At 67.2% G+C, this 25,176-nt stretch carries 24 protein-coding genes and 1 pseudogene; 14 read left to right on the plus strand and 11 right to left on the minus strand.

Annotated elements, in window-relative coordinates:
- Positions 1 to 6 precede the first annotated feature (6 nt).
- Positions 7 to 441: a carboxymuconolactone decarboxylase family protein gene (locus tag CFB52_RS09445; protein WP_089464824.1), complete on the minus strand. Its 435-nt coding sequence runs from the start codon at positions 439 to 441 to the stop codon at positions 7 to 9.
- Positions 425 to 886, minus strand: coding sequence for a MerR family transcriptional regulator (locus CFB52_RS09450; protein WP_059645674.1), 462 nt, complete (start codon positions 884 to 886; stop codon positions 425 to 427). Before CFB52_RS09450 ends, CFB52_RS09445 begins: the two co-directional genes overlap by 17 nt.
- Before the next feature lie 286 nt (positions 887 to 1,172).
- Here CFB52_RS09450 and CFB52_RS09455 point away from each other — a divergent pair, with 286 nt between their 5' ends.
- Positions 1,173 to 1,784, plus strand: coding sequence for a helix-hairpin-helix domain-containing protein (locus tag CFB52_RS09455; protein ID WP_099316471.1), 612 nt, complete (start codon positions 1,173 to 1,175; stop codon positions 1,782 to 1,784).
- Between the two features lie 88 nt (positions 1,785 to 1,872).
- The gene (locus CFB52_RS09460) at positions 1,873 to 2,304 is read left to right on the plus strand and encodes a YidB family protein (protein WP_099316472.1); all 432 of its coding nucleotides are present in this window, start codon (positions 1,873 to 1,875) and stop codon (positions 2,302 to 2,304) included.
- 117 nt (positions 2,305 to 2,421) lie between these two features.
- On the opposite strand, the gene clpB is transcribed toward CFB52_RS09460, so the two are convergent.
- Positions 2,422 to 5,019 carry an ATP-dependent chaperone ClpB gene (gene clpB, locus CFB52_RS09465; RefSeq protein WP_089464826.1) on the minus strand — a complete coding sequence of 866 codons (2,598 nt, stop codon included), beginning with the start codon at positions 5,017 to 5,019 and terminating at the stop codon, positions 2,422 to 2,424.
- Between the two features lie 158 nt (positions 5,020 to 5,177).
- Positions 5,178 to 5,696, minus strand: coding sequence for an Rrf2 family transcriptional regulator (locus tag CFB52_RS09470; RefSeq protein WP_089464827.1), 519 nt, complete (start codon positions 5,694 to 5,696; stop codon positions 5,178 to 5,180).
- A gap of 252 nt (positions 5,697 to 5,948) precedes the next feature.
- Between CFB52_RS09470 and CFB52_RS09475 the strand changes: the two genes are divergently transcribed.
- Positions 5,949 to 6,509, plus strand: a complete 561-nt coding sequence (locus CFB52_RS09475; RefSeq protein WP_099316473.1) for a group III truncated hemoglobin — start codon at positions 5,949 to 5,951, stop codon at positions 6,507 to 6,509.
- Positions 6,510 to 6,571: 62 nt separating this feature from the next.
- Here the strand turns inward: CFB52_RS09475 and CFB52_RS09480 are convergent, their stop codons facing one another.
- The 6 genes from CFB52_RS09480 to CFB52_RS09505 all read right to left on the minus strand — a co-directional run bounded on the left by CFB52_RS09480 (position 6,572) and on the right by CFB52_RS09505 (position 12,905).
- On the minus strand, positions 6,572 to 7,048 hold the full coding sequence (locus tag CFB52_RS09480) for a molybdenum cofactor biosynthesis protein MoaE (RefSeq protein ID WP_099316474.1): 477 nt from the start codon (positions 7,046 to 7,048) through the stop codon (positions 6,572 to 6,574).
- Positions 7,049 to 7,059: 11 nt separating this feature from the next.
- Positions 7,060 to 7,317 carry a molybdopterin converting factor subunit 1 gene (gene moaD, locus CFB52_RS09485; RefSeq protein WP_059585279.1) on the minus strand — a complete coding sequence of 86 codons (258 nt, stop codon included), beginning with the start codon at positions 7,315 to 7,317 and terminating at the stop codon, positions 7,060 to 7,062.
- A gap of 19 nt (positions 7,318 to 7,336) precedes the next feature.
- Positions 7,337 to 8,584: a gephyrin-like molybdotransferase Glp gene (glp, locus tag CFB52_RS09490; RefSeq protein WP_059585278.1), complete on the minus strand. Its 1,248-nt coding sequence runs from the start codon at positions 8,582 to 8,584 to the stop codon at positions 7,337 to 7,339.
- Between the two features lie 234 nt (positions 8,585 to 8,818).
- Positions 8,819 to 10,270, minus strand: a complete 1,452-nt coding sequence (gene thrC, locus CFB52_RS09495; protein WP_059645654.1) for a threonine synthase — start codon at positions 10,268 to 10,270, stop codon at positions 8,819 to 8,821.
- Between the two features lie 14 nt (positions 10,271 to 10,284).
- Positions 10,285 to 11,613 carry a homoserine dehydrogenase gene (locus tag CFB52_RS09500; RefSeq protein ID WP_059585276.1) on the minus strand — a complete coding sequence of 443 codons (1,329 nt, stop codon included), beginning with the start codon at positions 11,611 to 11,613 and terminating at the stop codon, positions 10,285 to 10,287.
- A gap of 53 nt (positions 11,614 to 11,666) precedes the next feature.
- Positions 11,667 to 12,905 carry a pyridoxal phosphate-dependent aminotransferase gene (locus tag CFB52_RS09505; protein ID WP_059585275.1) on the minus strand — a complete coding sequence of 413 codons (1,239 nt, stop codon included), beginning with the start codon at positions 12,903 to 12,905 and terminating at the stop codon, positions 11,667 to 11,669.
- A gap of 315 nt (positions 12,906 to 13,220) precedes the next feature.
- On the opposite strand from CFB52_RS09505, the gene CFB52_RS09510 reads away from it, so the two are divergent.
- The 9 genes from CFB52_RS09510 (at position 13,221) to CFB52_RS09550 (ending at position 21,599) form a co-directional block, all read left to right on the plus strand.
- Positions 13,221 to 13,595, plus strand: coding sequence for an Mth938-like domain-containing protein (locus CFB52_RS09510; RefSeq protein WP_059645648.1), 375 nt, complete (start codon positions 13,221 to 13,223; stop codon positions 13,593 to 13,595).
- 123 nt (positions 13,596 to 13,718) lie between these two features.
- On the plus strand, positions 13,719 to 15,395 hold the full coding sequence (locus tag CFB52_RS09515) for a glycosyltransferase family 39 protein (RefSeq protein WP_099316475.1): 1,677 nt from the start codon (positions 13,719 to 13,721) through the stop codon (positions 15,393 to 15,395).
- Positions 15,396 to 15,408: 13 nt separating this feature from the next.
- Complete coding sequence (locus CFB52_RS09520) at positions 15,409 to 15,780, plus strand: EamA family transporter (RefSeq protein WP_059585272.1); 372 nt, start codon at positions 15,409 to 15,411, stop codon at positions 15,778 to 15,780.
- A 130-nt stretch (positions 15,781 to 15,910) separates the two neighbouring features.
- On the plus strand, positions 15,911 to 17,062 hold the full coding sequence (locus tag CFB52_RS09525) for a DegT/DnrJ/EryC1/StrS aminotransferase family protein (RefSeq protein WP_059585271.1): 1,152 nt from the start codon (positions 15,911 to 15,913) through the stop codon (positions 17,060 to 17,062).
- Positions 17,063 to 17,068: 6 nt separating this feature from the next.
- A complete protein-coding gene (locus CFB52_RS09530; RefSeq protein WP_099316476.1) occupies positions 17,069 to 18,121 on the plus strand; it encodes a glycosyltransferase in 1,053 nt (350 codons plus the stop codon).
- A complete protein-coding gene (locus CFB52_RS09535) occupies positions 18,118 to 19,065 on the plus strand; it encodes a formyltransferase (protein WP_099316477.1) in 948 nt (315 codons plus the stop codon). The genes CFB52_RS09530 and CFB52_RS09535 overlap by 4 nt, the downstream gene beginning before the upstream one ends.
- Positions 19,062 to 20,117, plus strand: a complete 1,056-nt coding sequence (locus CFB52_RS09540; RefSeq protein ID WP_006478632.1) for a bifunctional UDP-4-keto-pentose/UDP-xylose synthase — start codon at positions 19,062 to 19,064, stop codon at positions 20,115 to 20,117. Before CFB52_RS09535 ends, CFB52_RS09540 begins: the two co-directional genes overlap by 4 nt.
- Positions 20,118 to 20,130: 13 nt before the next feature.
- The gene (locus CFB52_RS09545; protein WP_099316478.1) at positions 20,131 to 21,027 is read left to right on the plus strand and encodes a polysaccharide deacetylase family protein; all 897 of its coding nucleotides are present in this window, start codon (positions 20,131 to 20,133) and stop codon (positions 21,025 to 21,027) included.
- 110 nt (positions 21,028 to 21,137) lie between these two features.
- Positions 21,138 to 21,599, plus strand: coding sequence for a peroxiredoxin (locus CFB52_RS09550; protein ID WP_059645625.1), 462 nt, complete (start codon positions 21,138 to 21,140; stop codon positions 21,597 to 21,599).
- Positions 21,600 to 21,797: 198 nt separating this feature from the next.
- Here the strand turns inward: CFB52_RS09550 and CFB52_RS35025 are convergent.
- A pseudogene (locus CFB52_RS35025) lies at positions 21,798 to 22,039 on the minus strand (hypothetical protein); the annotation flags it as partial.
- On the opposite strand from CFB52_RS35025, the gene CFB52_RS09560 reads away from it, so the two are divergent.
- The gene (locus CFB52_RS09560; protein WP_099316479.1) at positions 21,935 to 23,746 is read left to right on the plus strand and encodes a PhoH family protein; all 1,812 of its coding nucleotides are present in this window, start codon (positions 21,935 to 21,937) and stop codon (positions 23,744 to 23,746) included. The pseudogene CFB52_RS35025 and the gene CFB52_RS09560 overlap by 105 nt on opposite strands.
- A gap of 234 nt (positions 23,747 to 23,980) precedes the next feature.
- A complete protein-coding gene (locus CFB52_RS09565; RefSeq protein ID WP_099316480.1) occupies positions 23,981 to 25,066 on the plus strand; it encodes a C40 family peptidase in 1,086 nt (361 codons plus the stop codon).
- Positions 25,067 to 25,176 lie beyond the last annotated feature (110 nt).

Genomic DNA, 25,176 nt, shown 5'->3' on the forward strand with positions numbered 1-25,176 from the left:
GCGCCGTCATGCGGGCTGCCCGGCCGCTTCGTTCGCGTGGTCTGCCTCGCCGGCCGCTTCGTCGCGCCGCTTGAACACCTCGTGCGCGGCGAACAGCGCGTTGAGCGCGGCCGGCATCCCCGCATACACGGCCATCTGCATGAACACCTCGACGATCTCGTCGCGCGTGCAGCCGACGTTCAGCGCGGCCTCGATATGCACCTTCAGTTGCGGCTGCGCGTTGCCGAGCGCGGCCAGCGCGGCGATCGTCGCGATTTCGCGCGCCTTCAGGTCGAGTTGCGGCCGGCTGTAGATGTCGCCGAAGCTGAATTCGACCAGGAGCCGCGCGAAATCCGGCGCGATCGGCGCAAGCGCCGCGATCACGCGTTCGCCCGCTTCGCCGTCGATTTCCTTGAGCTTGTTCCAGCCGCGCGTGTAGCGATCCTCAACGAGTCGTTCCATCTTGTCCGTCCTGTTCCGATAAAGAGTGAGAAAGATTCGCCCGTCGTTCCGTTTCCCGTTCCTGCGCCTCGTAGTACGCGATCTTGGCGCCGATCGCATCGAGGCTCGCCTGCAGCTCCGCGATATGCGCGCGCACCGCGTCGCGATGCGCGACCAGCAAGTCGCGCCGCGCGCGGAACGTCGACTCGCCCTGCTCGCGCAGCACCGCGAACGCCTGCATCTGCGCGATCGGCATGCCGGTCGCCTTCAGGCGCATCACGAAGGCCAGCCAGTCAAGGTCGGCCGGCGCATAGAGCCGGTGCCCGGCCGCCGTGCGCGAAATCGCGCGCAGCAGGCCGGCCTGCTCGTAATACCGCAACGTGTGCGTCGACACGCCCGTCAGTTCGGCGACTTGCCCGATCGTCAGCGGACCGGCGGCGGAGGGTTGGGATACGGTTTTCGACATGGCAGGAACAAGGTTAGGAGTTAGAGTTCACTCTAAGTCAAGCATTGTCTGACGGCCAGTGCGGCGTTCGCCCGCGATCCCCCTGCGACACCGTAAAGAATGGTCAAAATCGCCCGCCGCGACCGCTTTCGGCCTTTACAGCACCGCAAGCCTTCAGCAAGATGCGATCAGCCTGTCTCAAAAAGGGCACGCATTTGTCCTATGCTTAACGGCGACGCCCGGCCAGTTCGTGGGCCGCCGTCCGTTGCAACAACCATTCATCCGTCAGAACCAGGGAGCCCTTGCCATGCTGAAAAAGCTGCTGATGCTGTTCGTCGCGCTGTCGCTGTCGCTCGCCGCCGGCCTTGCCGCGGCCGTCGATGTCAACTCGGCCGACCAGGCCGCGCTCGAATCCGTGAAGGGTCTCGGGCCCGTGAAGTCGAAGGCGATCATCGACGAACGCACCAAGAACGGCCCGTTCAAGGACGCCGACGATCTCGCGAACCGCGTGAAGGGTCTCGGCACGAAGTCGGTCGGGCATCTCGAGGAAAACGGCCTGACGATCGGCGGCTCGTCGACGCCGCCGAAGGGCGTGAAGCCGTCGAAGCCGGCCGCGACGACGTCGGCGACCCCATCGACCACGACGTCGGCAGGCACCGCATCGACGTCCGCGACCGCGACGGCCGGCACGACGGCCACGGCCCCCGCGCCGGCGGCGAGCGCACCGGAAGCAGCCGCCAAGCCGGCCAAGACCAAGCGCGCATCGAAGAAGGAAAAGGCGGCAGCGGCGGCAGCGGCATCCGCCGACACGGGTGCGAGCGCACCGGCGGCCGCATCGTCCACGAAGGCGGCGAAGGGTTCGAAGAAGAAGAGCAAGAAGGACAAGGCAGCCTCCGCCGCCGCGGCGTCGGGCGCCTGATGTGCGCCGCGCGCGCGACGGCGTGCGCGCGGCATTCGTTCAACGGGCGCCGTCGTCACGGCGCCCTTTTCAGTGAAGGTGAAGAACCATGGGTCTCCTCGACATCGTCGGCGGTCTGATCGGCGGCCAGGCCGGCGGCAACTCGCAAAGCGCGCTGATCACGACCGCGCTCGAATTCATCAACAACCAGCCGGGCGGCCTGAACGGGCTGATCGAGAAGTTCAAGGCCGGCGGCGCCGGCGAGATCATCGGTTCGTGGGTCGGCACCGGCGAAAACCAGCCGATCTCGCCGGATACGCTGCAGAACGTGCTCGGCTCGGACGTCGTCGGCTCGCTCGCGAGCAAGGTGGGCATCGATCCCGCGCAGGCCTCGTCGATCCTCGCGCAGGTGCTGCCGCACGTCGTCAACGGCGCGACGCCGAACGGCGAAGTGCCGGCCGGCGGCCAGGTCGACACGTCGAACGTGCTCGGCACGCTCACGCAGCTCGCCGGCATGTTCGGCGGCAACAAGCAGGGCTGAGCCCGCGCCGCGACCGGGCGGCCCGTTCGGCCGCTCCATAAGCAAACACCCCGCCGAGGCGGGGTGTTCGTTTTTGCGCGCCCGGCGTGAGCCGGGCACGCGGCCGATGGCGGACGATCAGTGAACGACGCGGTCGAACACGAACTGGCCGTCGTTCACGTCGACCGGGATCACGTCCTTCGGACCGAAGCGGCCCGCGAGGATCAGCTTCGCGACCGGGTTCTCGATCTCCTGCTGGATCGCGCGCTTCAGCGGCCGCGCGCCGAACACCGGATCGTAGCCGACCTTCGCGATCTGTTCGAGCGCCGCCGGCGACACGTCGAGCGCCATGTCGAGCTTCGCGAGCCGGTCATGCAGGCGCGCCAGCTGAATCTTCGCGATCGACTCGATGTTGCTGCGGTCGAGCGCGTGGAACACGACGACGTCGTCGATCCGGTTCAGGAACTCGGGGCGGAAATGCTGCTTCACCTCGAGCCACACGGCGTCCTTGATCTCGTCCTGGGGCGAGCCCGTCATGGCCTGGATCACCTGCGAGCCGAGGTTCGACGTCATCACGATGACCGTGTTCTTGAAGTCGACCGTACGCCCCTGCCCGTCCGTCATGCGGCCGTCGTCGAGCACCTGCAGCAGCACGTTGAACACGTCCGGATGCGCCTTCTCGATCTCGTCGAGCAGGATCACGCTGTACGGCTTGCGGCGCACGGCTTCCGTCAGGTAGCCGCCTTCCTCGTAGCCGACGTAGCCCGGCGGCGCGCCGATCAGCCGCGCGACGCTGTGCTTCTCCATGAACTCGCTCATGTCGATGCGGATCAGGTGCTCTTCCGAATCGAACAGGAACGACGCCAGCGCCTTGCACAGCTCGGTCTTGCCGACACCGGTCGGGCCGAGGAACAGGAACGAGCCGTACGGACGGTTCGGATCGGCGAGCCCCGCGCGCGACCGACGGATCGCATCGGCCACCGCGCTGATCGCCTCGTCCTGGCCGACCACGCGCTCGTGCAGCTTTTCCTCGATGTGCAGCAGCTTCTCGCGTTCGCCCTGCATCATCCGCGACACGGGAATGCCCGTCGCACGCGACACGACTTCCGCGATTTCCTCCGCACCGACCTGCGTGCGCAGCAGGCGCGGACGCGTCGGGTTGTGCTGCTCCTGCTCTTCGGCCTGCGTGACCTGCTTCAGTTGCGCCTCGAGTTGCGGCAGCTTGCCGTACTGCAGTTCGGCGACCTTCTCCAGCTTGCCTTCGCGCTGCAGCCGCGCGATGTCCGCCCGCACCTTCTCGATCTCTTCCTTGAGCTGCGCGCTGCCCTGCACCGCGGCCTTCTCGGCGGTCCAGATCTCTTCCAGATCCGCATATTCGCGGCCGAGGCGATCGATCTCTTCCTCGATCAGTTGCAGGCGCTTCTGCGACGCTTCGTCCTGCTCCTTCTTCACCGCTTCGCGCTCGATCTTCAGCTGGATCAGACGACGGTCGAGCTTGTCCATCTCTTCCGGCTTCGAATCGATTTCCATCTTGATCTTCGAGGCGGCTTCGTCGATCAGGTCGATTGCCTTGTCGGGCAGGAAGCGGTCGGTGATGTAGCGATGCGACAGCTCGGCCGCGGCGACGATCGCCGGGTCGGTGATGTCGACACCGTGGTGCAGTTCGTACTTCTCCTGCAGCCCGCGCAGGATCGCGATCGTCGCCTCGACGCTCGGCTCGTCGACGAGCACCTTCTGGAAGCGGCGTTCGAGCGCGGCGTCCTTCTCGATGTACTTGCGGTATTCGTCGAGCGTGGTCGCGCCGATGCAGTGCAGCTCGCCGCGCGACAGCGCCGGCTTCAGCATGTTGCCCGCGTCCATCGCGCCTTCGGCCTTGCCCGCGCCGACCATCGTGTGAATTTCGTCGATGAAGACGATCGTCTGGCCTTCGTCCTTCGCGATGTCGTTGAGCACGGCCTTCAGGCGTTCCTCGAACTCGCCGCGATACTTCGCGCCGGCGAGCAGCGCGGCCATGTCGAGCGACAGCACGCGCTTGCCCTTCAGCGTCTCGGGCACCTCGCCGTTGACGATCCGCTGCGCCAGCCCTTCGACGATCGCGGTCTTGCCGACGCCCGGCTCGCCGATCAGCACCGGGTTGTTCTTCGTGCGGCGCTGCAGGATCTGGATCGAGCGGCGAATTTCGTCGTCGCGGCCGATCACCGGGTCGAGCTTGCCCGCGCGGGCGCGCTCGGTCAGGTCGACCGTGTATTTCTTCAGCGCCTCGCGCTGGCTTTCGGCGTCCTGGCTGTGCACCTGCGAGCCGCCGCGCACCGCGGCGATCGCGGCTTCGAGCGCCTTGCGCGTGAGACCGTGCTGGCGCGCGAGCTTGCCGGCGTCGCCCTTGTCGTCGGACACGGCGAGCAGGAACATCTCGCTCGCGATGAACGTGTCGTTGAGCTTCTGCGCTTCCTTGTCGGCCTGATTCAGCAGGCCGGCCAACTCACGGCCGATCTGGATGTCGCCGCCCGTGCCCGTTACTTGCGGCAGGCGCGAAATGGCTTCGTTCAGCGCGCCCTGGAGCGCCTGCACGTGCACGCCCGCGCGCGACATCAGCGAGCGAGCCGAGCCGTCGTGCTGCGCGACCAGCGCCGCGAGCACGTGAACGGGTTCGATGTATTGATTGTCGCGGCCTGCCGCGAGGCTTTGCGCGTCCGCGAGTGCTTCCTGGAACTTGGTGGTGAGCTTGTCGATTCTCATTTGGTTGAGACCTCCAATTTTCGATTAACACCAAGATGAGGATGGTTATGCGGCTTTCAAGCGAAATTCGGGTTGATTCAGCGCAAAAATTGCCGGATAGCCTGAAAACGGTCCGGCGGCGTGATGGCGCGAGCGGGCAGCGCGCGGCGCCCCGCGCATCAGGGGGCCTTGGACGACGTCTGTTCAACTGCCGGCGCTTCGTCCGGCGACGGCGCGGCACGCACGAGCGCGACCGGACGAATGCCGAGCAACGCCGCGAGCGGCGATGCGGGCACGGCCAGCTCGCCGAGCGTGTGACGATCGAGCTCCGCGAAGAACGCATCGCGCGCGGCCGCCAGCACGCTTTTCAGCCGGCACTGCGGCTCGATCACGCAGCCGCGCGGCTCGCTGCCGTCAGGCGAAAAGCAGCCGACCAGCGCGAAGTCGTTTTCGGTCGCCCGCACGACCTGGCCGACCGTCAGCCGCAGCGAATCGGCGAACAGCCGCAGCCCGCCGTTGCGGCCGCGCACGGTGTCGACCCAGCCCAGTTCGCCGAGCCGCTGGACGACTTTCATCAGATGGTTCTTCGAGATGCCGTAGGCGTCCGAGATCTCCTGGATCGTCGCGAGCCCCTCACCGCGCACGGCCAGATACAGCATCACGCGCAGCGAATAGTCGGTGTAGTCGGTGAGTCTCATGAGCGAATACAGAAAAGGTCGATCGTGCCCCGCTCGGATGAACCGGGCCGATCGCGAGGCGTGCAGGGCCGATAGACGGTGCCGTGGCGCGGCCCCGGGTTGCCGGGATCGCGTGCGCGCAATAAGATGCGGGATATCTACACGTTTTCCAGGGGTTATTGGACGCTATTTTGCGTCAAAATCCGACCGGCGTCCTGCCCGTCGCCGGCGCCGTCGCGCCGTCACCGCCCCGCTCTACCGGCCCTTTTCGTCATGACTGCCCAACCCGTCTCGCCCGATACCGTACCGGCCCGCCCCCGCGACGCCGAGCCGACCGAAGACAACATCCGCGATCTCGTCTACGCGTTCTACGACCGCGTACGCGCCGATCCGCTGCTGGGGCCCGTATTCGACGCGAAGCTGGCCGGCCGCTGGGACGACCATCTGCCGAAGATGGTGACGTTCTGGTCGAGCCTCGTGCTCGGCACCAAGGGCTATCGCGGCAACGTGCAGCAGGCGCACCAGCCGCTCGACAGGATCGAGCCGGCCCATTTCAGCCGCTGGCTGTCGCTGTTCCTGAACACCGTCGAAGCGCGCTACGCGCCGCCCGCGGCGGTTCGTTTCATGGAGCCCGCGCTGCGGATCGCGCAGAGCCTGCAGTTGAGCCGGTTCGGCTGGAACTACCGGATTCCGCCCGAGCAGCAGGCGCTGCTCGACGCTATCGCGCCGCGCCGCCGCGACGCGGGCGACGATTCGCACGCGTTGCCGTCGCGCGCCCGCGGCGAGCCTTTTCCGACGAAGATCATCGGGCGCGGCGTCGACCCGGACGCGTAACGCCCTTTACACGCGACGACCGCACGCACGCGGCACTTCGCTGCATCGCCCGCGTGCCGCGCTCAGCGCGGCGCGTTGCCCGACTCGACGCCCCAGCGCGCGAGCGCGGCGTCGTCGGTACTGCGCGCATCGACCCAGCGCTCGCCGTCCGGCGTCGTTTCCTTTTTCCAGAACGGCGCTTCGGTCTTCAGATAATCCATCACGAACTCGCACGACGCGAACGCGTCGCCGCGGTGCGACGCGACCGTCGCGACCATCACGATCTGGTCGAGCGGCAGCAGCCTGCCGACGCGGTGCACGATCGCGACGTCGACACCCGGCCAGCGCCGGCCGGCCTCGGCCGCGATCTTTTCGAGCGCCTTCTCGGTCATTCCGGGATAGTGCTCGAGCTCCATCGCGGCGACCGTATCGCCTTCGTTCAGGTCGCGCACCGTGCCGACGAAGCACGCGAGCGCGCCGATCTTCGGGTTGCGCGCCCGCAATGCCGCCACTTCGGCCTTCAGATCGAAATCGTCGGTCTGGACTCGTACCGTTGCCATCGCCTCCCCCCTCAACCGCCCGTGACGGGCGGGAAGAACGCGACCTCGCAGCCTTCGGTGAGCCGCGTGTCGGGGTCGGTCATCTCGTGGTTGCACGCCATGCGCAACGCGCGCCCTTCGGCGAGCGTGTCGGCCCACGCGCCGCCGCGCGCGCGCAGCCACGCGCGCACGTCGCCGACGGTCGTCACGCCGTCCGGCACGTCGGCTTCTTCATCGGCCACGCCCAGCGCTTCGCGCACGCTTGCAAAAAATTTCAGTTGAATCTTCATGGTTCGGGGAGCCGCCGCGTCACGACAGCAGTTCGGAAAACGGGATGAAACGCACGGTCTCGCCTGCGCTGATCGCGTGCTGCGGCGGATTGTCGATCAGGCCGTCGCCCCAGACCGTCGACGTGAGCACGGCCGAGCTCTGGTTCGGGAACAGGTCGAGGCCGCCGGCCGCATTGACGCGCGCGCGCAGGAATTCGTTGCGCCGGTCGCCCTTGCTCTGCGAAAAATCGGCACGCAGCGACAACGCGCGCGGCGCGACGTCGCGCACGCCGGACAGGCGCAGCAGGAACGGCCGCACGAACAGTAGGAACGTGACGAAGCTCGAGACCGGGTTGCCGGGCAGCCCGATGAAATGCGCGTCGGCGCGCTCGTCGCCGCGGCGCACCGCGCCGTACGCGAGCGGCTTGCCGGGCTTCATCGCGATCTGCCACAGCGCGAGCCGGCCTTCGGCCTCCACGGCCGGCTTCACGTGATCCTCGTCGCCGACCGACACGCCGCCGCTCGTCAGGATCACGTCGTGATCGCGGGCGGCCTCGCGCAGCGTGTCGCGCGTCGCGGCCAGCGAGTCGGGCACGATGCCGTAATCGGTCACGTGGCAGCCGAGCCGCTCGAGCAGCCCGCGCAACGTGAAGCGGTTCGAGTTGTAGATCGCGCCGGGCTTCAGCGGCTCGCCGGGCATCGTCAGTTCGTCACCGGTGAAGAACACCGCGACGCGAATCCGCCGCGCGACCGCCAGTTGCGCGCAGCCGACCGACGCGGCGAGACCCAGCGCCTGCGGCGTGAGCCGCGTGCCGGCCGGCAGGATCACCGAACCCTGACGGATGTCCGCGCCCTGCGCGGTGATCCATTCGCCGGCCTTCGGCGTGTGCAGGATCTCGACCGCGTCGCCGTCGGCCGATGCCTGCTCCTGCATCACGACGGCATCGGCGCCCGGCGGCACCGTCGCGCCGGTGAAAATCCGCGCGGCCGTGCCGGCCGCGAGCGGCGCGGCCGGATGCCCGGCCGGAATGCGCTGCGACACCGGCAGGCGCCGGTCGCCGTGCAGCAGGTCGGCGACACGCACTGCATAGCCGTCCATCGCGCTCGTATGCATCGGCGGCACGTCGAGCGGCGAGCTGACGTCGGCCGCCAGCACGCGGCCGAGCGCGTCGAGCGTGGCGACGGTTTCGGCGCCGGGCAGCGGCTTCGCGGCGTCGAGCAGCGCGGCGAGCGCCTCGGCGGTCGACAGCATCGGCGCGCGCGGCGCCGCGGGATTCGGGTTCGACATCGATGGAATCGGGGATCGTTGGAATCAATACGTCATTGTAGCGACGACGCCACGCGGACGCGCGATATGGCGGGCATGCGAAAACTGTGATCGGCGCGAACGCGCGGGTCTGGCACCTGTTTCGCGCGGCGTATGATGCCCGCGCGCCAAACGAAACGGCCGGAACCCCGATCCGTTCGACGAATCGGCATTCCGGCCGTCCCGCGCGACCGGGCCCGCGGGCCCGGCCGTGCGTCATGCGCCCGTATGGGCGGCGATGAAGTCCTTCACCTGCTGCGCGTCGGCCTTCACGACCTCGAAGCGCTGCGGCAGCGCCTCGAGCCCGTCGAAAGCGGCCGGACGCTCGGCTTCGCGATCGAGCGCCTCGCGGATCGTCTCGCCGAACTTGATCGGCTGCGCCGTCTCGAGCACGACCATCGGCACGCCGGCCTCCAGATGCTCGCGCGCGACCTTCACGCCGTCGGCCGTATGCGTATCGATCATCGTGTCGTAGCGCGAGAACACGTCGCGGATCGTCGCGATGCGGTCGGCGTGGCTGCTGCGGCCGGACACGAAGCCGAATTCGGCCACACGCGCGAAATCGCCGCTCGCCGCGAGATCGAAGCCGCCCTTCTCCTCGACGTCGCGGAACAGTTGCATCACGCGCGCCGGATCACGGCCGAGCAGGTCGAACACGAAGCGCTCGAAGTTCGACGCCTTCGAGATGTCCATGCTCGGGCTGCTCGTGTGATAGGTGTTCTCGGCGCTGCGCACGCGGTACGCGCCGGTACGGAAGAACTCGTCGAGCACGTCGTTCTCGTTGGTCGCGACCACCAGCTTCGCGATCGGCAGCCCCATCATCCGCGCGATGTGGCCCGCGCAGACGTTGCCGAAGTTGCCCGACGGCACCGTGAACGACACGCGCTCGTCGTTGGACTGCGTCGCCGCGAAATACCCCTTGAAGTAGTACACGACCTGCGCGACGACGCGTGCCCAGTTGATCGAGTTGACGGTGCCGATCTTGTGCCGCGCCTTGAACGCGTGATCGTTCGACACGGCCTTCACGATGTCCTGGCAGTCGTCGAACACGCCTTCGACCGCGAGGTTGAAGATGTTCGGATCCTGCAGGCTGAACATCTGCGCCGTCTGGAACGCGCTCATCTTCTTGTGCGGCGACAGCATGAACACGCGCACGCCGGCCTTGCCGCGCATCGCATACTCGGCCGCGCTGCCGGTGTCGCCCGACGTCGCGCCGAGGATGTTCAGCGTTTCGCCGTGCTTCGCGAGCGTGTACTCGAACAGGTTGCCGAGCAGTTGCATCGCCATGTCCTTGAACGCGAGCGTCGGGCCGTTCGACAGTTCGAGCAGCGACAGCGCCGCGCCGTTCTCGGTGCCGAGCGCCTTCAGCGGCGTGATGTCGGACGCGTTCTCGCCGTGGCGCGTGTTGCTGTACACGGCGGCCGTGTAGGTGCGGCGCGTGATCGCGCGCAGGTCGTCGGCCGGCACGTCGTCGCAGAACTTCGACAGGATCTCGAACGCGAGATCCGCGTACGACAGCGTGCGCCAGCGCGCGAGCTCGTCGGCGGACACCTTCGGATACTCGGCCGGCAGGTAGAGCCCGCCGTCCTTCGCGAGCCCGCCGAGCAGGATGTCGGAGAACGTATGGCGCTCGCCGATGCCGGCGCCGCGCGTGGAGATGTAGTTCATGTCGTTCCTGGTCCTCAGTTCAGCGCTTCCATGCGCAGCTTCGTTACCTTCGAGACCACCGTCGCGAGGCTCTCGATCTGCGCGATCGCCGCGTTGACGTTCTTCTCGACCGTCTCGTGCGTGATCAGGATGATGTCGGTCTCGCCGTTCGCGCCGTCGATCTGCTCCGATTCCTTCTGCAGCAGCGCGTCGATCGAGATGCCCGACTCGGCGAGGATGCGCGTGATGGCGGCCAGCACGCCGGTCTGGTCGGCGACGCGCAGGCGCAGGTAGTAGCCGCTCGTCACTTCCTCGATCGGCAGGATCGGCGTGTTCGACAGGCTGTCCGGCTGGAACGCGAGGTGCGGCACGCGATGCTCGGGGTCGGCCGTATGCAGGCGCGTGACGTCGACGAGATCCGCGACGACGGCCGATGCGGTCGGCTCCGCGCCCGCGCCCTTGCCGTAGTACAGCGTCGTGCCGACCGCATCGCCGTGCACGACGACCGCGTTCATCGCGCCCTCGACGTTCGCGAGCAGGCGCTTTTCCGGGATCAGCGTCGGGTGCACGCGCAGCTCGATGCCGTTCGCGGCGCGGCGCGCGATGCCGAGCAGCTTGATCCGGTAGCCGAGCTCTTCCGCGTAGCGGATGTCGGTCGCGTCGAGCTTGCTGATGCCCTCGACGTACGCGCGGTCGAACTGCACCGGCACGCCGAACGCGATCGCGCTCATGATCGTCGCCTTGTGCGCGGCGTCGACGCCTTCGATGTCGAAGGTCGGATCGGCTTCCGCGTAGCCGAGTTCCTGCGCGGCCTTCAGCGCGGTCGCGAAATCGAGGCCGCGGTCGCGCATTTCCGACAGGATGTAGTTCGTCGTGCCGTTGATGATGCCCGCGATGTACTGGATGCGGTTCGCGGTCAGGCCTTCGCGCAGCGCCTTGATGATCGGGATGCCGCCGGCGACGGCCGCCTCGAACGCGACCATCACGCCCTTCTCGCGCGCGGCTTCGAAGATCTCGGTGCCGTGCACCGCGAGCAGCGCCTTGTTCGCCGTGACGACGTGCTTGCCGTTCGCGATCGCGCGCAGCACGAGCTCGCGCGCGATGCCGGTGCCGCCGATCATCTCGGCGACGATCGCGATCGACGGATCGTCGACGACCGCGTTGAAGTCGTCGGTGATCTGCGCGGCCGCGGCGTCACCGCCGAGCGCGGCTTGCGCCTTGGCCGGGTTGCGCACGGCAATGCGCGCCACCTCGATGCCGCGCCCCGCGCGTCGCTTGATTTCTTCCTGGTTGCGGCGCAGCACCGTGAAGGTGCCGCTGCCGACGGTGCCGAAGCCCAACAGGCCAACTTTGATCGGTTCCATGCTGCGTGTGATCGATGAGTAAGAAGTAGTGAGTTCCGTGTGGCGCTGCCCGCTCAGACCGAATGGCGCTTGCGGTAGCCGTCGAGAAAGCGCGCGATCCGGTTGATCGAATCGGCCAGATCGTCGAGGTTCGGCAGGAAGACCACGCGGAAGTGGTCCGGCGTCGCCCAGTTGAACCCCGTGCCCTGAACCAGCAGCACGCGTTCCTCGAGCAACAGGTCGAGAATGAACTGCTGGTCGTTCTGGATCGGGTAGAGCTTCGGGTCGAGGCGCGGGAACATGTACAGCGCGGCCTGCGGCTTCACGCAGGTCACGCCCGGGATCGACGTCAGCATGTCATACGCGAGTTCGCGCTGCTTGTACAGGCGCCCGTTCGGCACGATCAGCTCGTTGATGCTCTGGTAGCCGCCGAGCGCCGTCTGGATCGCGAACTGGCCGGGCACGTTCGCGCACAGGCGCATCGACGACAGGATGCCGAGCCCTTCCAGATAATCCTTCGCGCGCCGGCGGTTGTCGCCGCCGAGGCCCGATACGGCCATCCAGCCCGCGCGATAGCCGCACGACCGGTAGCTCTTCGACAGACTGTTGAACGTGACGGTGATCACGTCCTCCGACAGCGCGCCCAGCGCCGTGTGCTCGAGGCCGTCGTAGACGATCTTGTCGTAGACCTCGTCGGCGAACACGATCAGCCCGTGCTGGCGCGCGATCTCGAGCAGCTCGAGCAGCAATTCGTCGGAATAAAGCGCGCCGGTCGGATTGTTCGGGTTGATCACGACGATCGCCTTCGTGTTCGGCGTGATCTTGCCGCGGATGTCGTCGAGGTCGGGCATCCACGCGTTCTGCTCGTCGCACACGTAGTGCACGGGCGTGCCGCCCGACAGGCTCACGGCCGCCGTCCACAGCGGGTAGTCGGGCGCGGGGAGCAGCACTTCGTCGCCGTCGTTCAGGAGCGCCTGGGTCGCCATCACGATCAGCTCGGACGCGCCGTTGCCGATGTAGATGTCGTCGAGGCCGACGCCGACGACGCCCTTTTCCTGCGTGTAGTGCATCACGGCCTTGCGCGCCGAGAACACGCCCTTCGAATCCGAATAGCCGGACGACGCCGGCAGGTTGCGGATCATGTCCTGGATGATTTCGTCCGGCGCGTCGAAACCGAACGGCGCGAGGTTGCCGATGTTCAGCTTGATGATGCGGTGGCCTTCTTCCTCGAGGCGCTTGGCGTGCTCGAGCACCGGGCCACGGATGTCGTAGCAGACGTTGAGCAGCTTGTTCGACTTCTGAATCGGTTTCACGACGACACGGTTCCTGGGTTGGCCTTGCGGCCGGGGGGACGGGATCAAAACTGGAAAGCGGCCGGTCTGTGCGCGCTGTCTAGGCTGGGAAAAAGCGGCGGCCGGACGCGGCTTGTGGCGACGCACGACGCAAGTGGCGCCCGGGGGCGACCAAAAAGTTATAATTTAGCGGATTTTGGCCGACTTTCGCAATGCACCATAGCCGCGCCGGGCCCGCGCCGTCAGGCGTCCGCGCGTGCCGGAGCGCGCGAAACCGGCCCGCCGGGCCCCACGGCCCTGCCAATCCATTCCCCTACGGAACCGCGGAATACCGATTTGAAACTGCACCAGGACACGAGCGGCGCGCTCAACACCGTCACCGGCTACGGCCCCGATTATGTCGACGTCAACCTCGAACGCCATGAAACGAGCGTCATCGTCCTGCCCGGCGCGCCGGTCCAGGCCTGGCCCGTGGCGTCGTTCGACGCGCTCGCGCCCGAGCATTTCGCGATGCTGCTCGACCCCACGCCCGAACTCGTGATCTTCGGCAGCGGCGCGCGGCTGCGCTTTCCGCACCCGCGGCTCGTCGCGGCGCTCACCGCGAAACGGATCGGCGTCGAGACGATGGATTTCCAGGCCGCCTGCCGCACCTACAACATCCTGATGGCCGAGGGCCGCAAAGTCGCCGCCGCGCTCTTGATTGAACGTTAATCCCCGATGCGGTAAAACACGGGCCGGCGCAGCGGGTCGATCCCCGGATCGCCGCGGCCAGGCCGCCCGCCCCCGGCGCACCGCGCCGGCGGCCCGTCACAACAACCAACAGGCTGAAAACCCATGAACGATACGCCGTCGAGGCTACCGCTCAATCGCATCACGCTCGTCCTCCTCGTCGTCGCGCTCGCGATCGTCTGGTTCGCGCCGCTCGGGCTGCGCCACCTGATCCCGAGCGACGAAGGCCGCTACGCGGAGATGGCGCGCGAGATGTTCGTCACCGGCGACTGGATCACGCCGCGCTACAACGGCTACAAGTACTTCGAGAAGCCGCCGCTGCAGACCTGGCTGAACGCGCTCACCTTCGCCTGGTTCGGCATCGGCGAATGGCAGGCGCGCCTCTATACCGCCGTCGCGAGCTTCGCCGGCGTGCTGCTCGTCGGCTACACCGGCGCGCGCCTGTTCAACCCGCTGTCGGGCTTGCTCGCGGCCGTCGTGCTGGCCAGCTCGCCGTACTGGAACCTGATGGGCCACTTCAACGCGCTCGACATGGGGCTCGCGTTCTGGATGGCGCTGTCGCTCTGCTCGCTGCTGCTCGCGCAGCAGCCCGGGCTGCGCCCGGCCGCGGTACGCGGCTGGATGTGGGCGTGCTGGGCCGCGATGGCGTTCGCGGTGCTGTCGAAGGGCCTCGTCGGCCTGATCCTCCCGGGCGCCGTGCTCGTGCTGTATACGCTGATCGCGCGCGACTGGGCGCTGTGGAAGCGCCTGTACCTCGTCAGCGGCCTCGTGATCTTCTTCGCGATCGTCGCGCCGTGGTTCCTGCTCGTCCAGCAGCGCAACCCCGAGTTCTTCAACTTCTTCTTCGTCGTCCAGCAGTTCCGCCGGTACCTGACCCCGGAACAGAACCGCCCGGGCCCGCTGTACTACTTCGTGCCCGTGCTGCTGGTCGGCTTCCTGCCGTGGCTGTCGGTCGCGTGGCAGAGCATCCGCCATGCGCTGCGCATGCCGCGCCAGCCGAACGGCTTCTCGCCGATGCTCGTGCTGCTGATCTGGAGCGCGTTCATCTTCCTGTTCTTCAGCGCGTCGCATTCGAAGCTGATCTCGTACGTGCTGCCGGTCGCGCCGGCGCTCGCGCTGATCATCGGCGCGTACCTGCCGCTGATGACGGCCGAGCGCTTCCGCCGCCACCTGCTCGGCTATCTCGTGTTCTTCGTCGCCGCCGCGTTCGGGATCATCTTCCTCGCGTACCAGGGCGACGCCCGCACGCCGAACGCGCTGTACCGCGCATTCCAGATGTGGCTGTACGCCGGCCTCGCGGTCTCGGCCGCGCTGACGCTCGCGGCCGCGTGGCTGAACCGCCGGGCGGGCGCGGCCGCCGCGCTCGCCGCGTTCGGCGCCGCGTGGCTCGCGTTCGGCACGATCGGCGGCACCGGGCACGACGAGTTCGGCCGCTACAGCTCGGGCGCGCTGCTCGCGCCGGCCGTGCGCGCCGAGCTGGCGAAGCTGCCGCCCGACACGCCGTTCTACTCGATCGAAATGCTCGACCACACGTTCCCGTTCTACGTGGGCCACACGACGATCATGGTCCAGCGCCAGGACGAGCTCGCATTCGGGATCTCGGTCGAGCCGAACAAGTGGATCCCGACCGTCGGCGAATGGATCACGCGCTGGAAGCAGGACACCCATGCGCTCGCGATCATGCCGCCCGGCCAGTACGACGCGCTGGCCAAGGAAGGCGTGCCGATGCGCGTGATCGCGCGCGACAACCGCCGCGTGATCGTCGAGAAACCGCAATCGTAAGGACGTCCCCCGCATGAATCCCGTTTCGTTCGTCTGCATCGTCACCGGCGTGATGCTCAACGCCTGTGCGCAACTTTTGCTGAAAGCCGGCGTCAACGCCGTTGGACACTTCGAATTCAGCCGTGCGAACATCATTCCGGTCGGATTCAAGATCGCGACCCAATTGCCGATCATCGGCGGCCTCGGCTGCTACGTGCTGAGCGTCGTCGTATGGATCGTCGGGCTGTCGCGGGTCGACGTGTCGATCGCGTACCCGATGCTGTCGCTCGGCTACGTCGTCAACGCGTTCGCGGCGTGGTACCTGTTCGGCGAAGTCCTGTCGATGCAGCGGCTCGTCGGCATCGGCATCATCCTGATCGGCGTGCTCGTGCTCGCGCGCAGTTGAGCACGGCGCGCGGCGTTAAGCGTCCGCCTACAAAAAATCACGGTACGAATCGGCCAACCGGTGTCTAATGCCGGTTTCGGACGGATCGCCCGACCCTTTTATTACACGCCATTACAGGCCCAACGCGTTCATGAGCCAGACTACCGCTCCGTTTCTGCCGTTCACCCGCCCCGAGATCGACGAGGAAACCATCCAGGGCGTCGTCGACGTGCTGCGCTCGGGCTGGATCACGACCGGCCCGCAGTGCCAGAAATTCGAAGCCGCGCTGTCGGAGTACTGCGGCGGCCGCCCGGTCCGCGCGTTCAATTCGGGTACCTGCACGCTCGAGATCGGCCTGCGCATCGCGGGCGTCGGCCCCGGCGACGAGGTGATCACGACGCCGGCGTCGTGGGTCTCTACCAGCAACGTGATCATCGAAACGGGCGCGACGCCCGTATTCGCGGACATCGATCCCGTCACGCGCAACATCGATCTCGACAAGCTCGAGCAGGCGATCACGCCGCGCACGAAGGCGATCGTCCCCGTGTTCCTGTCCGGCCTGCCGGTCGACATGGACCGCCTGTACGCGATCGCCCGCGCGCACAAGCTGCGCGTGATCGAGGATGCCGCGCAGGCATTCGGCTCGACGTGGAACGGCAAGCGCATCGGCGCGTTCGGCGACCTCGTGTCGTTCAGCTTCCACGCGAACAAGAACCTGACGACGATCGAAGGCGGCGCGCTCGTGCTGAACGACGAGGACGAAGCCGTGCTCGCGCAGAAGTACCGGCTGCAGGGCATCACGCGCACCGGCTTCGACGGGATGGACTGCGACGTGCTCGGCGGCAAGTACAACCTGACCGACGTCGCCGCGCGCGTCGGCCTCGGCCAGTTGCCGCACCTCGAGCGCTTCACCGCGCAGCGCCGCGCGCTCGCCCGCGCGTATTTCGCCGCGTTCGACGGCGGCGCGGCCGTGAAGCTCGGCCTCGGCCTGCCGGTCGCCGAATTCGAGAACGGCAACTGGCACATGTTCCTCGTCACGCTGCCGCTCGAGCGGCTGACGATCACGCGCGCCGAATTCATGGCGCAGATGAAGGAACGCGGCATCGGCACCGGCATCCACTACCCGGCGATCCATCTTTTCACGCTGTACCGTGCGCGCGGTTTCAAGGAGGGGATGTTCCCCCACGCCGAACGGTATGGCGCGTCGACCGTCACGCTGCCACTGTTTACGCAGATGACGGAAGGCGACGTGCGTCGCGTGGTCGACGCCGTCAATCAGATTTGCGAACAATACGGAAAATAAGCGTACATGAGTCACCTTGAAGCACGCGCCGGGCATCCGGGCGCTGGGCACCCGGGCGCCGCGCATCCGGACGCCGGCCGGCCCGAAGTCTCGGTCATCATCCCCGTGTACAACGAGGAAGACGGCCTCGCCGCGCTGTTCGCGCGACTGTATCCGGCGCTCGACGCACTCGACACGCCGTACGAAGTGATCCTGATCAACGACGGCAGCCGCGACCGCTCGGCCGCGATGCTCGCCGATCAGTTCCACGTACGGCCGGACACGACACGCGTCGTGCTGCTCAACGGCAACTACGGCCAGCACATGGCGATCCTCGCGGGCTTCGCGCAGTCGCGCGGCGAGATCGTCATCACGCTCGACGCCGACCTGCAGAATCCGCCCGAGGAAATCGGCAAGCTGATCGCGAAGATGCGCGAGGGCTACGACTACGTCGGCTCGATCCGCAAGCAGCGCCAGGACAGCCTGTGGCGGCGCAAGGCGTCGCAGATGATGAACCGGCTGCGCGAGCGCATCACGCGCATCAAGATGACCGACCAGGGCTGCATGCTGCGCGCGTACAGCCGCCGCATCATCGACACGATCAACGTGTGCGGCGAAGTCAACACGTTCATCCCCGCGCTCGCGTACACGTTCGCGCAGAACCCGACCGAAATCGAGGTCGCGCACGAGGAACGCTTCGCGGGCCAGTCGAAGTATTCGCTGTACAGCCTGATCCGGCTGAACTTCGACCTCGTGACGGGCTTCTCGGTCGTGCCGCTGCAGTGGCTGTCGTTCATCGGCGTGATCCTGTCGCTCGGCTCCGCCGCGCTGTTCGTGCTGCTGCTCGTGCGCCGCTTCATCGTCGGCGCGGAAGTGCAAGGCGTGTTCACGCTGTTCGCGATCACGTTCTTCCTGCTCGGCGTGATCATCTTCGCGCTCGGCCTGCTCGGCGAATACGTCGGCCGCATCTACCAGCAGGTGCGCGCGCGGCCGCGCTACCTGATCCAGGCCGTGCTCGAGCAGCACGATGGCGTGCCGCCGGTGCCGGCCGCCGCGCACCGCCCGGGAGCCGTGCAATGAAGCCGCGCGCGGTCGTCTTCGCGTATCACAACGTCGGCGTGCGGTGCCTGCAGGTGCTGCTCGCGCGCGGCGTCGACGTCGCGCTGGTCGTCACGCACGAGGACAATCCGAACGAGAACATCTGGTTCGGCAGCGTCGCGTCCGTCGCGGCCGAGCACGGCATTCCGGTGCTCACGCCGGCCGATCCCGCCGATCCGGCGCTGCGCCGCGCGGTGTCCGACGCGCGGCCCGATTTCATCTTCTCGTTCTACTACCGCCACATGCTGCCGGTGGACCTGCTCGCGATCGCGCCGCGCGGCGCGTACAACATGCACGGTTCGCTGCTGCCGAAATACCGGGGTCGGGTTCCGACCAACTGGGCCGTGCTGAACGGCGAGACCGAGACCGGCGCGACGCTGCACGAGATGGCCGCCAAGCCCGACGCGGGTGCGATCATCGGCCAGACCGCGGTGCCGATCCTGCCGGACGACACGGCCGCGCAGGTATTCGACAAGGTCACCGTGGCCGCCGAGCAGACGCTGTGGCGCGTGCTGCCCGCGCTGCTCGCGGGCGAGGCGCCGCACCTGCCGAACGATCTCGCGACCGGCAGCTACTACGGCGGGCGCAAGCCCGAGGACGGCCGCGTCGACTGGTCGAAGCCGGCCGCGCAGGTCTACAACCTGGTGCGCGCGGTCGCGCCCCCGTATCCGGGTGCATTCACGGACGTCCACGGCGCGCGCTTCGTGATCGCGCGCGCGCGCCTCGCGGCGCCCGGCAGCGCGATGGCGGCGGCCGCCGCGGATTTGCCGCCCGGCCTGCACGTAAGCGATAATGCGCTATTCGGCGTCTGCGGCGACAGCCGCGCCCTATCCATTCTCGAGCTCCGGCAACAGCGCGACGGCGGTGAAACCGTCGTGACGCCCGCGGAATTCGCGCAGTTCATTCATTCTTCCCGTCATTCATGAAAGCAAAAAAAGTCCTGATCCTGGGTGTGAACGGCTTCATCGGCCATCACCTGTCGAAGCGCATTCTTGAGACCACCGATTGGGAAGTGTTCGGCATGGACATGCAGACCGACCGGCTGGGCGACCTCGTCAACCACGAGCGGATGCATTTCTTCGAAGGCGACATCACGATCAACAAGGAGTGGGTCGAGTATCACGTGAAGAAGTGCGACGTGATCCTGCCGCTCGTCGCGATCGCGACGCCGGCCACCTACGTCCAGCAGCCGCTGCGCGTGTTCGAGCTCGACTTCGAGGCGAACCTGCCGATCGTGCGCTCGGCCGTCAAGTACGGCAAGCACCTCGTGTTCCCGTCGACCTCCGAGGTCTACGGCATGTGCTCGGACGAGCAGTTCGACCCGGATGCCTCCGCGCTCACCTACGGCCCGATCAACAAGCCGCGCTGGATCTACGCGTGCTCGAAGCAGCTGATGGACCGCGTGATCTGGGGCTACGGGATGGAAGGCCTGAACTTCACGCTGTTCCGCCCGTTCAACTGGATCGGCCCGGGCCTCGACTCGATCTACACGCCGAAGGAAGGCAGCTCGCGCGTGGTCACGCAGTTCCTCGGCCACATCGTGCGCGGCGAGAACATCAGCCTCGTCGACGGCGGCTCGCAGAAGCGCGCGTTCACCGACATCGGCGACGGCATCAGCGCGCTGATGAAGATCATCGAGAACAAGGGCGGCGTCGCGTCGGGCAAGATCTACAACATCGGCAATCCGAAGAACAACTTCTCGGTTCGCGAGCTCGCGCACAAGATGCTCGAACTGGCCGCGGAATTCCCCGAGTACGCCGATTCGGCCAAGCAGGTGAAGCTCGTCGAAACGACGTCCGGCGCCTACTACGGCAACGGCTACCAGGACGTGCAGAACCGCGTGCCGAAGATCGACAACACGATGCAGGAGCTCGGCTGGGCGCCGCAAGCGACGTTCGACGACGCGCTGCGCAACATCTTCGAAGCGTATCGCGGCCACGTCGCCGACGCGCGCGCGCTCGTCGAACAGCAAGGCTGAGCGGGACGTTCGCTTGGCTCGCATCGTCCTCAAGATCGACGTCGACACGCTGCGCGGCACGCGCGAAGGCGTGGCGAACCTCGCGCGCATCTTCGATCGCTTCAATGCGCGCGCGACCTTCCTCTTCAGCCTCGGGCCCGATCACACGGGCTGGGCGCTGCGGCGCGTGTTCCGCCCGGGCTTCCTGAAGAAGGTGTCGCGCACGTCGGTCGTCGAACACTACGGCGTGAAGCAGCTGATGTACGGCGTGCTGCTGCCCGGCCCCGACATCGGCCGCCGCGCGATCGCCGACATGCGCGCGATTCACGAGGCCGGCTTCGAATGCGGGGTCCACACGTGGGATCACGTGGTCTGGCAGGACAACGTGCGCGTGCGCGATCGCGACTGGACCGCGCGTGAAATGCAGAAGAGCCATGCGCGCTTCATCGAGATCTTCGGCGCGCCGCCCGTGACGCACGGCGCGGCCGGCTGGCAGATGAACGATGCCGCGTTCGAGCAGATCGACGCGTGGGGGATGCGCTACGCATCCGACGGTCGCGGCCACTCGCCGTACCTGCCCGTCGTCGGCGGCCGCACGCTGTCGCACGTGCAGATGCCGACCACGCTGCCGACGCTCGACGAAGTGCTCGGCGTCGACGGCATCGACACGCACAACGTCGCCGCGCACATCCTCAAGTTCACCGAAGCCAATCCGCACGACCAGGTGTTCACGCTGCATGCGGAACTGGAAGGCCAGAAGCTCGCGCCCGTGTTCGAGCACCTGCTCGCCGGCTGGCGTGCGCAAGGCCACACGTTTGCGACGATGGGCGACTACCACGCGACGCTGGACCGCGACTCGCTGCCATCGTACCCTGTCGCGTGGGGCGAAATCCCCGGCCGCTCCGGCGAACTGATCGTCCAGCCCGACTGAGTTCGCGCGCGAGCCGGCGTCGCCGCTCCCGCCCTCGCGGCGCGTTGCCGCGACGCCCCGCCGAACCGCGCCGCCGCAGCGGCGCCCTTCCATAACAACAGGAGAAACACGTGTCTGTCGAAGTTGACCGTCAAGTTCCCGATTTCACCGCACCGGCCACGGGCGGCGACATTTCGCTGTCCGACCTGAAGGGCAAGAAGCTCGTACTGTACTTCTATCCGAAGGACAACACGCCGGGCTGCACGACCGAAGGGCTGCAGTTCCGCGATCTCTATCCGAAGTTCAAGAAAGCCGGTGCGGAAGTCATCGGCGTGTCGCGCGACAGCCTGCGCTCGCACGACAACTTCAAGGCCAAGCTCGAACTGCCGTTCCCGCTGATTTCCGATGCCGACGAAGCGCTGTGCGCGTTGTTCGATGTCATCAAGATGAAGAAAATGTATGGCAAGGAAGTGCGCGGAATCGAGCGCTCGACGTTCCTGATCGACGCGGACGGCGTGCTTCGCCACGCATGGCGCGGCATCAAGGTACCGGGTCACGTGGACGACGTGCTAAAGGCTGTACAAGCGCTTTGAGGCGCGTTATATTGGGCCGCAATGAATGCCCGTTCGCCCCATATTTCTCGTAGCTGCGCCGGTGCCCGTTGCGATGCTTGCCGGCACCTGACGCGCATCACGACGGCATCAGCCGAGCCGCATGTCCCTGTCGACGGGGCAGCGGCTTTTTTTATGGAACGCGCGCCGGCCCTCCCCGGTCCGGCCCTTACCGCATCGAGGAGCTGATCGACACTTAGGCGAACCGGCTAGACGAAATTCCTGTGCGCCACCGCGCGCAAACTGCATGCGTCTACGTCACGCAGGATGCGATCAGCGGCGCACGCCATGCGACACGATTCCTCCCGAGGGACACCATGCCTTTGCCTACTCCCCCCAGCAAGCTCGGCAGCCTGCTGCCGCCCGACGAATACAAGGCGAAAGCGCGGCCCGCGAAAGCCGCGAAGAAATCCGCCGAAGGGGACGCATCCACAGCCGGTGACTATGGTCCGGCCAGCGTGGCCCAACCGATGATCGAAGCCGCGAACACGGCCGCGCCGCTGCGCGCCGTCGTGTCTTCGGCGCCCGATGCCCCGAGCGCGCCCGCGCGCGGCCGCAAGACCAGGCAGACGGCCGCGCTGCTGCAGCCGATGCCGGCGCCCGCCGAACCCGCGGCGCCCGTCGTGGCACGCAACGACAAGCCGGCCGCAGATAAATCTGGCGGAGCGGCCGCGGCACCCGCGCGCGATGCCGGCGCCGCGACGAAGTCGCGCAGCCGCAAGCCCGCCGACGCCGAACTGCAGAAACTGTTCGTGCTCGACACCAACGTGCTGATGCACGACCCGAGCAGCCTCTTCCGCTTCGAGGAACACGACGTCTATCTGCCGATGATGACGCTCGAGGAACTCGACAACCACAAGAAGGGGATGTCCGAAGTCGCACGCAACGCGCGCCAGGTCAGCCGCACGCTCGACGCGCTCGTCGCCGACGGCGGCCCGATCTCGGCCGGCATCCCGCTGTCGCGCCTCGGCAGCCGCGACGCGCTCGGCCGCCTGTACTTCCAGACGAAGCTGGCCGATATCGCGCCGGTGGAAGGTTTGCCCGAAGGCAAGGCCGACAATCAGATCCTCGGCGTCGTGCGCGCGCTGCAGCGCGACCGGCCCGACCGCCAGGTCGTGCTGGTGTCGAAAGACATCAACATGCGGATCAAGGCGCACGCGCTCGGCCTGCCCGCGGAAGACTACTTCAACGACCAGGTGCTCGAGGATTCGGATCTCCTGTACAACGGCGTGCGCGAACTGCCGCAGGATTTCTGGACCAAGCATGCGAAGGGCATGGAGAGCTGGCAGGACACGAAGACGGGCACCACGTACTACCGCGTGACCGGCCCGCTCGTCGCGTCGATGCTCGTCAACGAGTTCGTCTATCTCGAGCCGCAGAACGGCGAGCCGACGTTCCACGCGATCGTCCGCGAGCTGAACGGCAAGACGGCGCTGCTGCAGACGCTGCGCGACTACAGCCACCACAAGAACAACGTGTGGGGCATCACCGCGCGCAATCGCGAGCAGAACTTCGCGCTGAACCTGCTGATGAACCCCGAGATCGACTTCGTCACGCTGCTCGGCCAGGCCGGCACCGGCAAGACGCTCGTCGCGCTCGCGGCCGGCCTCGCGCAGGTGCTCGACGACAAGCGCTACAACGAGATCATCGTGACGCGCGCGACCGTGCCCGTCGGCGAGGACATCGGTTTCCTGCCCGGCACCGAGGAAGAAAAGATGCAGCCGTGGATGGGCGCATTCGACGACAACCTCGAAGTGCTGCAGAAGACCGACGACGCGGCCGGCGAATGGGGCCGTGCGGCGACGCAGGAGCTGATCCGTTCGCGCCTGAAGGTGAAGAGCATGAACTTCATGCGCGGCCGCACGTTCGTCGACAAGTACCTGATCATCGACGAGGCGCAGAACCTGACGCCGAAGCAGATGAAGACGCTCGTCACGCGCGCGGGCCCCGGCACGAAGATCGTGTGCCTGGGCAACATCGCGCAGATCGACACGCCCTATCTGACCGAGGGCAGCTCGGGCCTGACCTACGTCGTCGACCGCTTCAAGGGCTGGGGCCACAGCGGCCACGTGACGCTCGCGCGCGGCGAACGCTCGCGGCTCGCCGACTACGCGTCGGACATTCTGTAACGCGCTGGCCGGCCGATCGGCCGGCTGTCGACGCCACGCGGCGCTCCGTTTCCGGAGCGCCGTTTTTATTTGGGGTCGAAGACAAAGGTAACGCGTCGTCACGCAACCACGCAGTTTACGCGCGAAACTTCAAGTAAATTCTCAAGAATGGTTGCTTAAGCCCCGCCGGAGCGTCTACCATCGGGTCTGTCTGTTGTCATACGATTCGCGAGTGCACCGCTCGCCCGCCTTGCCATGCTTCGAATCTGGGTTCCCGTCGCCGTCGTCTCCCTGCTTGCGGCCTGCTCCAGCGTGCCGCCGCAATCGGCATCGCGTTCCGCGTCGGGCATGAAGATCACGACGCCGCGTGCGTTCCCGGCGCCGGCCAATTTCCCCAAATTCGTCGACCACAGCGTCGGCCAGGAAGAGATCTCGATCCAGGCAATGAGCCTCGTCGGCGTCCCGTATCGCTGGGGCGGCAACACGCCGGCGAGCGGCTTCGACTGCAGCGGGCTCGTGCGCTACGTGATCGGCCGCGCGGCCGACGTGAACCTGCCGCGTACGACCGCCGACATGAGCAGCCGCGGCGTGTCGATCGAGCCCGACGAGATCGCGCCGGGCGACCTGATCTTCTTCAATACGACCGGGCGGCCGCATTCGCACGTCGGCATCTATGTCGGCAAGCTGCGCTTCGTCAACGCACCGTCGACGGGCGGCACCGTGCGGCTCGACTACCTGACGAACCCGTACTGGGCGAAGCGCTTCGACGGCATTCGCCGCGTCGCGCCGCCGCGCTCCGCCCCGACGCCGTTCGATGCGCCGACCTACGAGGCCAAGCGCGACGAGCCGCGCAATCCGCCGGCGCTCGCGGCTGCTCCGGCGGTCGTGACGGCTGCCGCCGCGCCGCGACAGCCGGCGGCGTATGCGTCTTCACGAGCAAGAGCGACGCAGGCGCCGGCTCCGGCCATCCCGACCACGCCGGTCGTGACGGCCACCGCAACCGCACGGGCAGCACCGGCCGCCGATCCGTATGAACCGCCGCCACCGCGGATGCAGGCGGCCCAGCAGCAAGCCACGTCGGTGAACGACGGCGCGACCGCGATGACCGCCAACGCAGCACCGACCGCCCCGTCGGAAGTCGGCACGCAGATTCCGACGACCGCCCTGACGGCCGCCGAGGCCGCCGCCTTCGATGCCGAGCCGCCGCCCGCCGCCGGCACGCCGCCGCGCACCATCGAGCCCGTGCAGGTGTTGCGTGCGTCGACGCAATCCGCGCCCATCAGCCCGCGCACCAGTACGGCAGACGATCCGATCGCACGGTTCGCGAACGGCAGCTACTGAGCCGTTGCTCGAACCGCGACCGTCGACGACGTCGACAACATGCTCCGCTGGCCTCCAAAAGAAAATGCGCCGCGGCCTTTCGGCTTGCGGCGCATTTCGCGTCGATCAGG

Origin of the sequence: Burkholderia sp. AU18528, from assembly GCF_002223215.2 — a bacterium.
Lineage (GTDB): Bacteria > Pseudomonadota > Gammaproteobacteria > Burkholderiales > Burkholderiaceae > Burkholderia > Burkholderia semiarida.

Bases quoted from the DNA above. Each gene is read 5' to 3' on its own strand.
- thrC (WP_059645654.1), bottom strand. From the start codon at position 10,270: ATGAACTACATCTCCACGCGCGGCGCCGGCATCGGCGAGCGCCATACG.
- CFB52_RS09515 (WP_099316475.1), top strand. From the start codon at position 13,719: ATGAACGATACGCCGTCGAGGCTACCGCTCAATCGCATCACGCTCGTC.
- CFB52_RS09540 (WP_006478632.1), top strand. From the start codon at position 19,062: ATGAAAGCAAAAAAAGTCCTGATCCTGGGTGTGAACGGCTTCATCGGC.
- CFB52_RS09470 (WP_089464827.1), bottom strand. From the start codon at position 5,696: ATGAGACTCACCGACTACACCGACTATTCGCTGCGCGTGATGCTGTAT.
- CFB52_RS09480 (WP_099316474.1), bottom strand. From the start codon at position 7,048: ATGGCAACGGTACGAGTCCAGACCGACGATTTCGATCTGAAGGCCGAA.
- CFB52_RS09560 (WP_099316479.1), top strand. From the start codon at position 21,935: ATGCCTTTGCCTACTCCCCCCAGCAAGCTCGGCAGCCTGCTGCCGCCC.
- CFB52_RS09455 (WP_099316471.1), top strand. From the start codon at position 1,173: ATGCTGAAAAAGCTGCTGATGCTGTTCGTCGCGCTGTCGCTGTCGCTC.
- CFB52_RS09445 (WP_089464824.1), bottom strand. From the start codon at position 441: ATGGAACGACTCGTTGAGGATCGCTACACGCGCGGCTGGAACAAGCTC.
- CFB52_RS09535 (WP_099316477.1), top strand. From the start codon at position 18,118: ATGAAGCCGCGCGCGGTCGTCTTCGCGTATCACAACGTCGGCGTGCGG.
- CFB52_RS09520 (WP_059585272.1), top strand. From the start codon at position 15,409: ATGAATCCCGTTTCGTTCGTCTGCATCGTCACCGGCGTGATGCTCAAC.
- CFB52_RS09500 (WP_059585276.1), bottom strand. From the start codon at position 11,613: ATGGAACCGATCAAAGTTGGCCTGTTGGGCTTCGGCACCGTCGGCAGC.
- CFB52_RS09565 (WP_099316480.1), top strand. From the start codon at position 23,981: ATGCTTCGAATCTGGGTTCCCGTCGCCGTCGTCTCCCTGCTTGCGGCC.
- CFB52_RS09525 (WP_059585271.1), top strand. From the start codon at position 15,911: ATGAGCCAGACTACCGCTCCGTTTCTGCCGTTCACCCGCCCCGAGATC.
- clpB (WP_089464826.1), bottom strand. From the start codon at position 5,019: ATGAGAATCGACAAGCTCACCACCAAGTTCCAGGAAGCACTCGCGGAC.
- CFB52_RS09460 (WP_099316472.1), top strand. From the start codon at position 1,873: ATGGGTCTCCTCGACATCGTCGGCGGTCTGATCGGCGGCCAGGCCGGC.
- glp (WP_059585278.1), bottom strand. From the start codon at position 8,584: ATGTCGAACCCGAATCCCGCGGCGCCGCGCGCGCCGATGCTGTCGACC.
- moaD (WP_059585279.1), bottom strand. From the start codon at position 7,317: ATGAAGATTCAACTGAAATTTTTTGCAAGCGTGCGCGAAGCGCTGGGC.
- CFB52_RS09475 (WP_099316473.1), top strand. From the start codon at position 5,949: ATGACTGCCCAACCCGTCTCGCCCGATACCGTACCGGCCCGCCCCCGC.
- CFB52_RS09450 (WP_059645674.1), bottom strand. From the start codon at position 886: ATGTCGAAAACCGTATCCCAACCCTCCGCCGCCGGTCCGCTGACGATC.
- CFB52_RS09530 (WP_099316476.1), top strand. From the start codon at position 17,069: ATGAGTCACCTTGAAGCACGCGCCGGGCATCCGGGCGCTGGGCACCCG.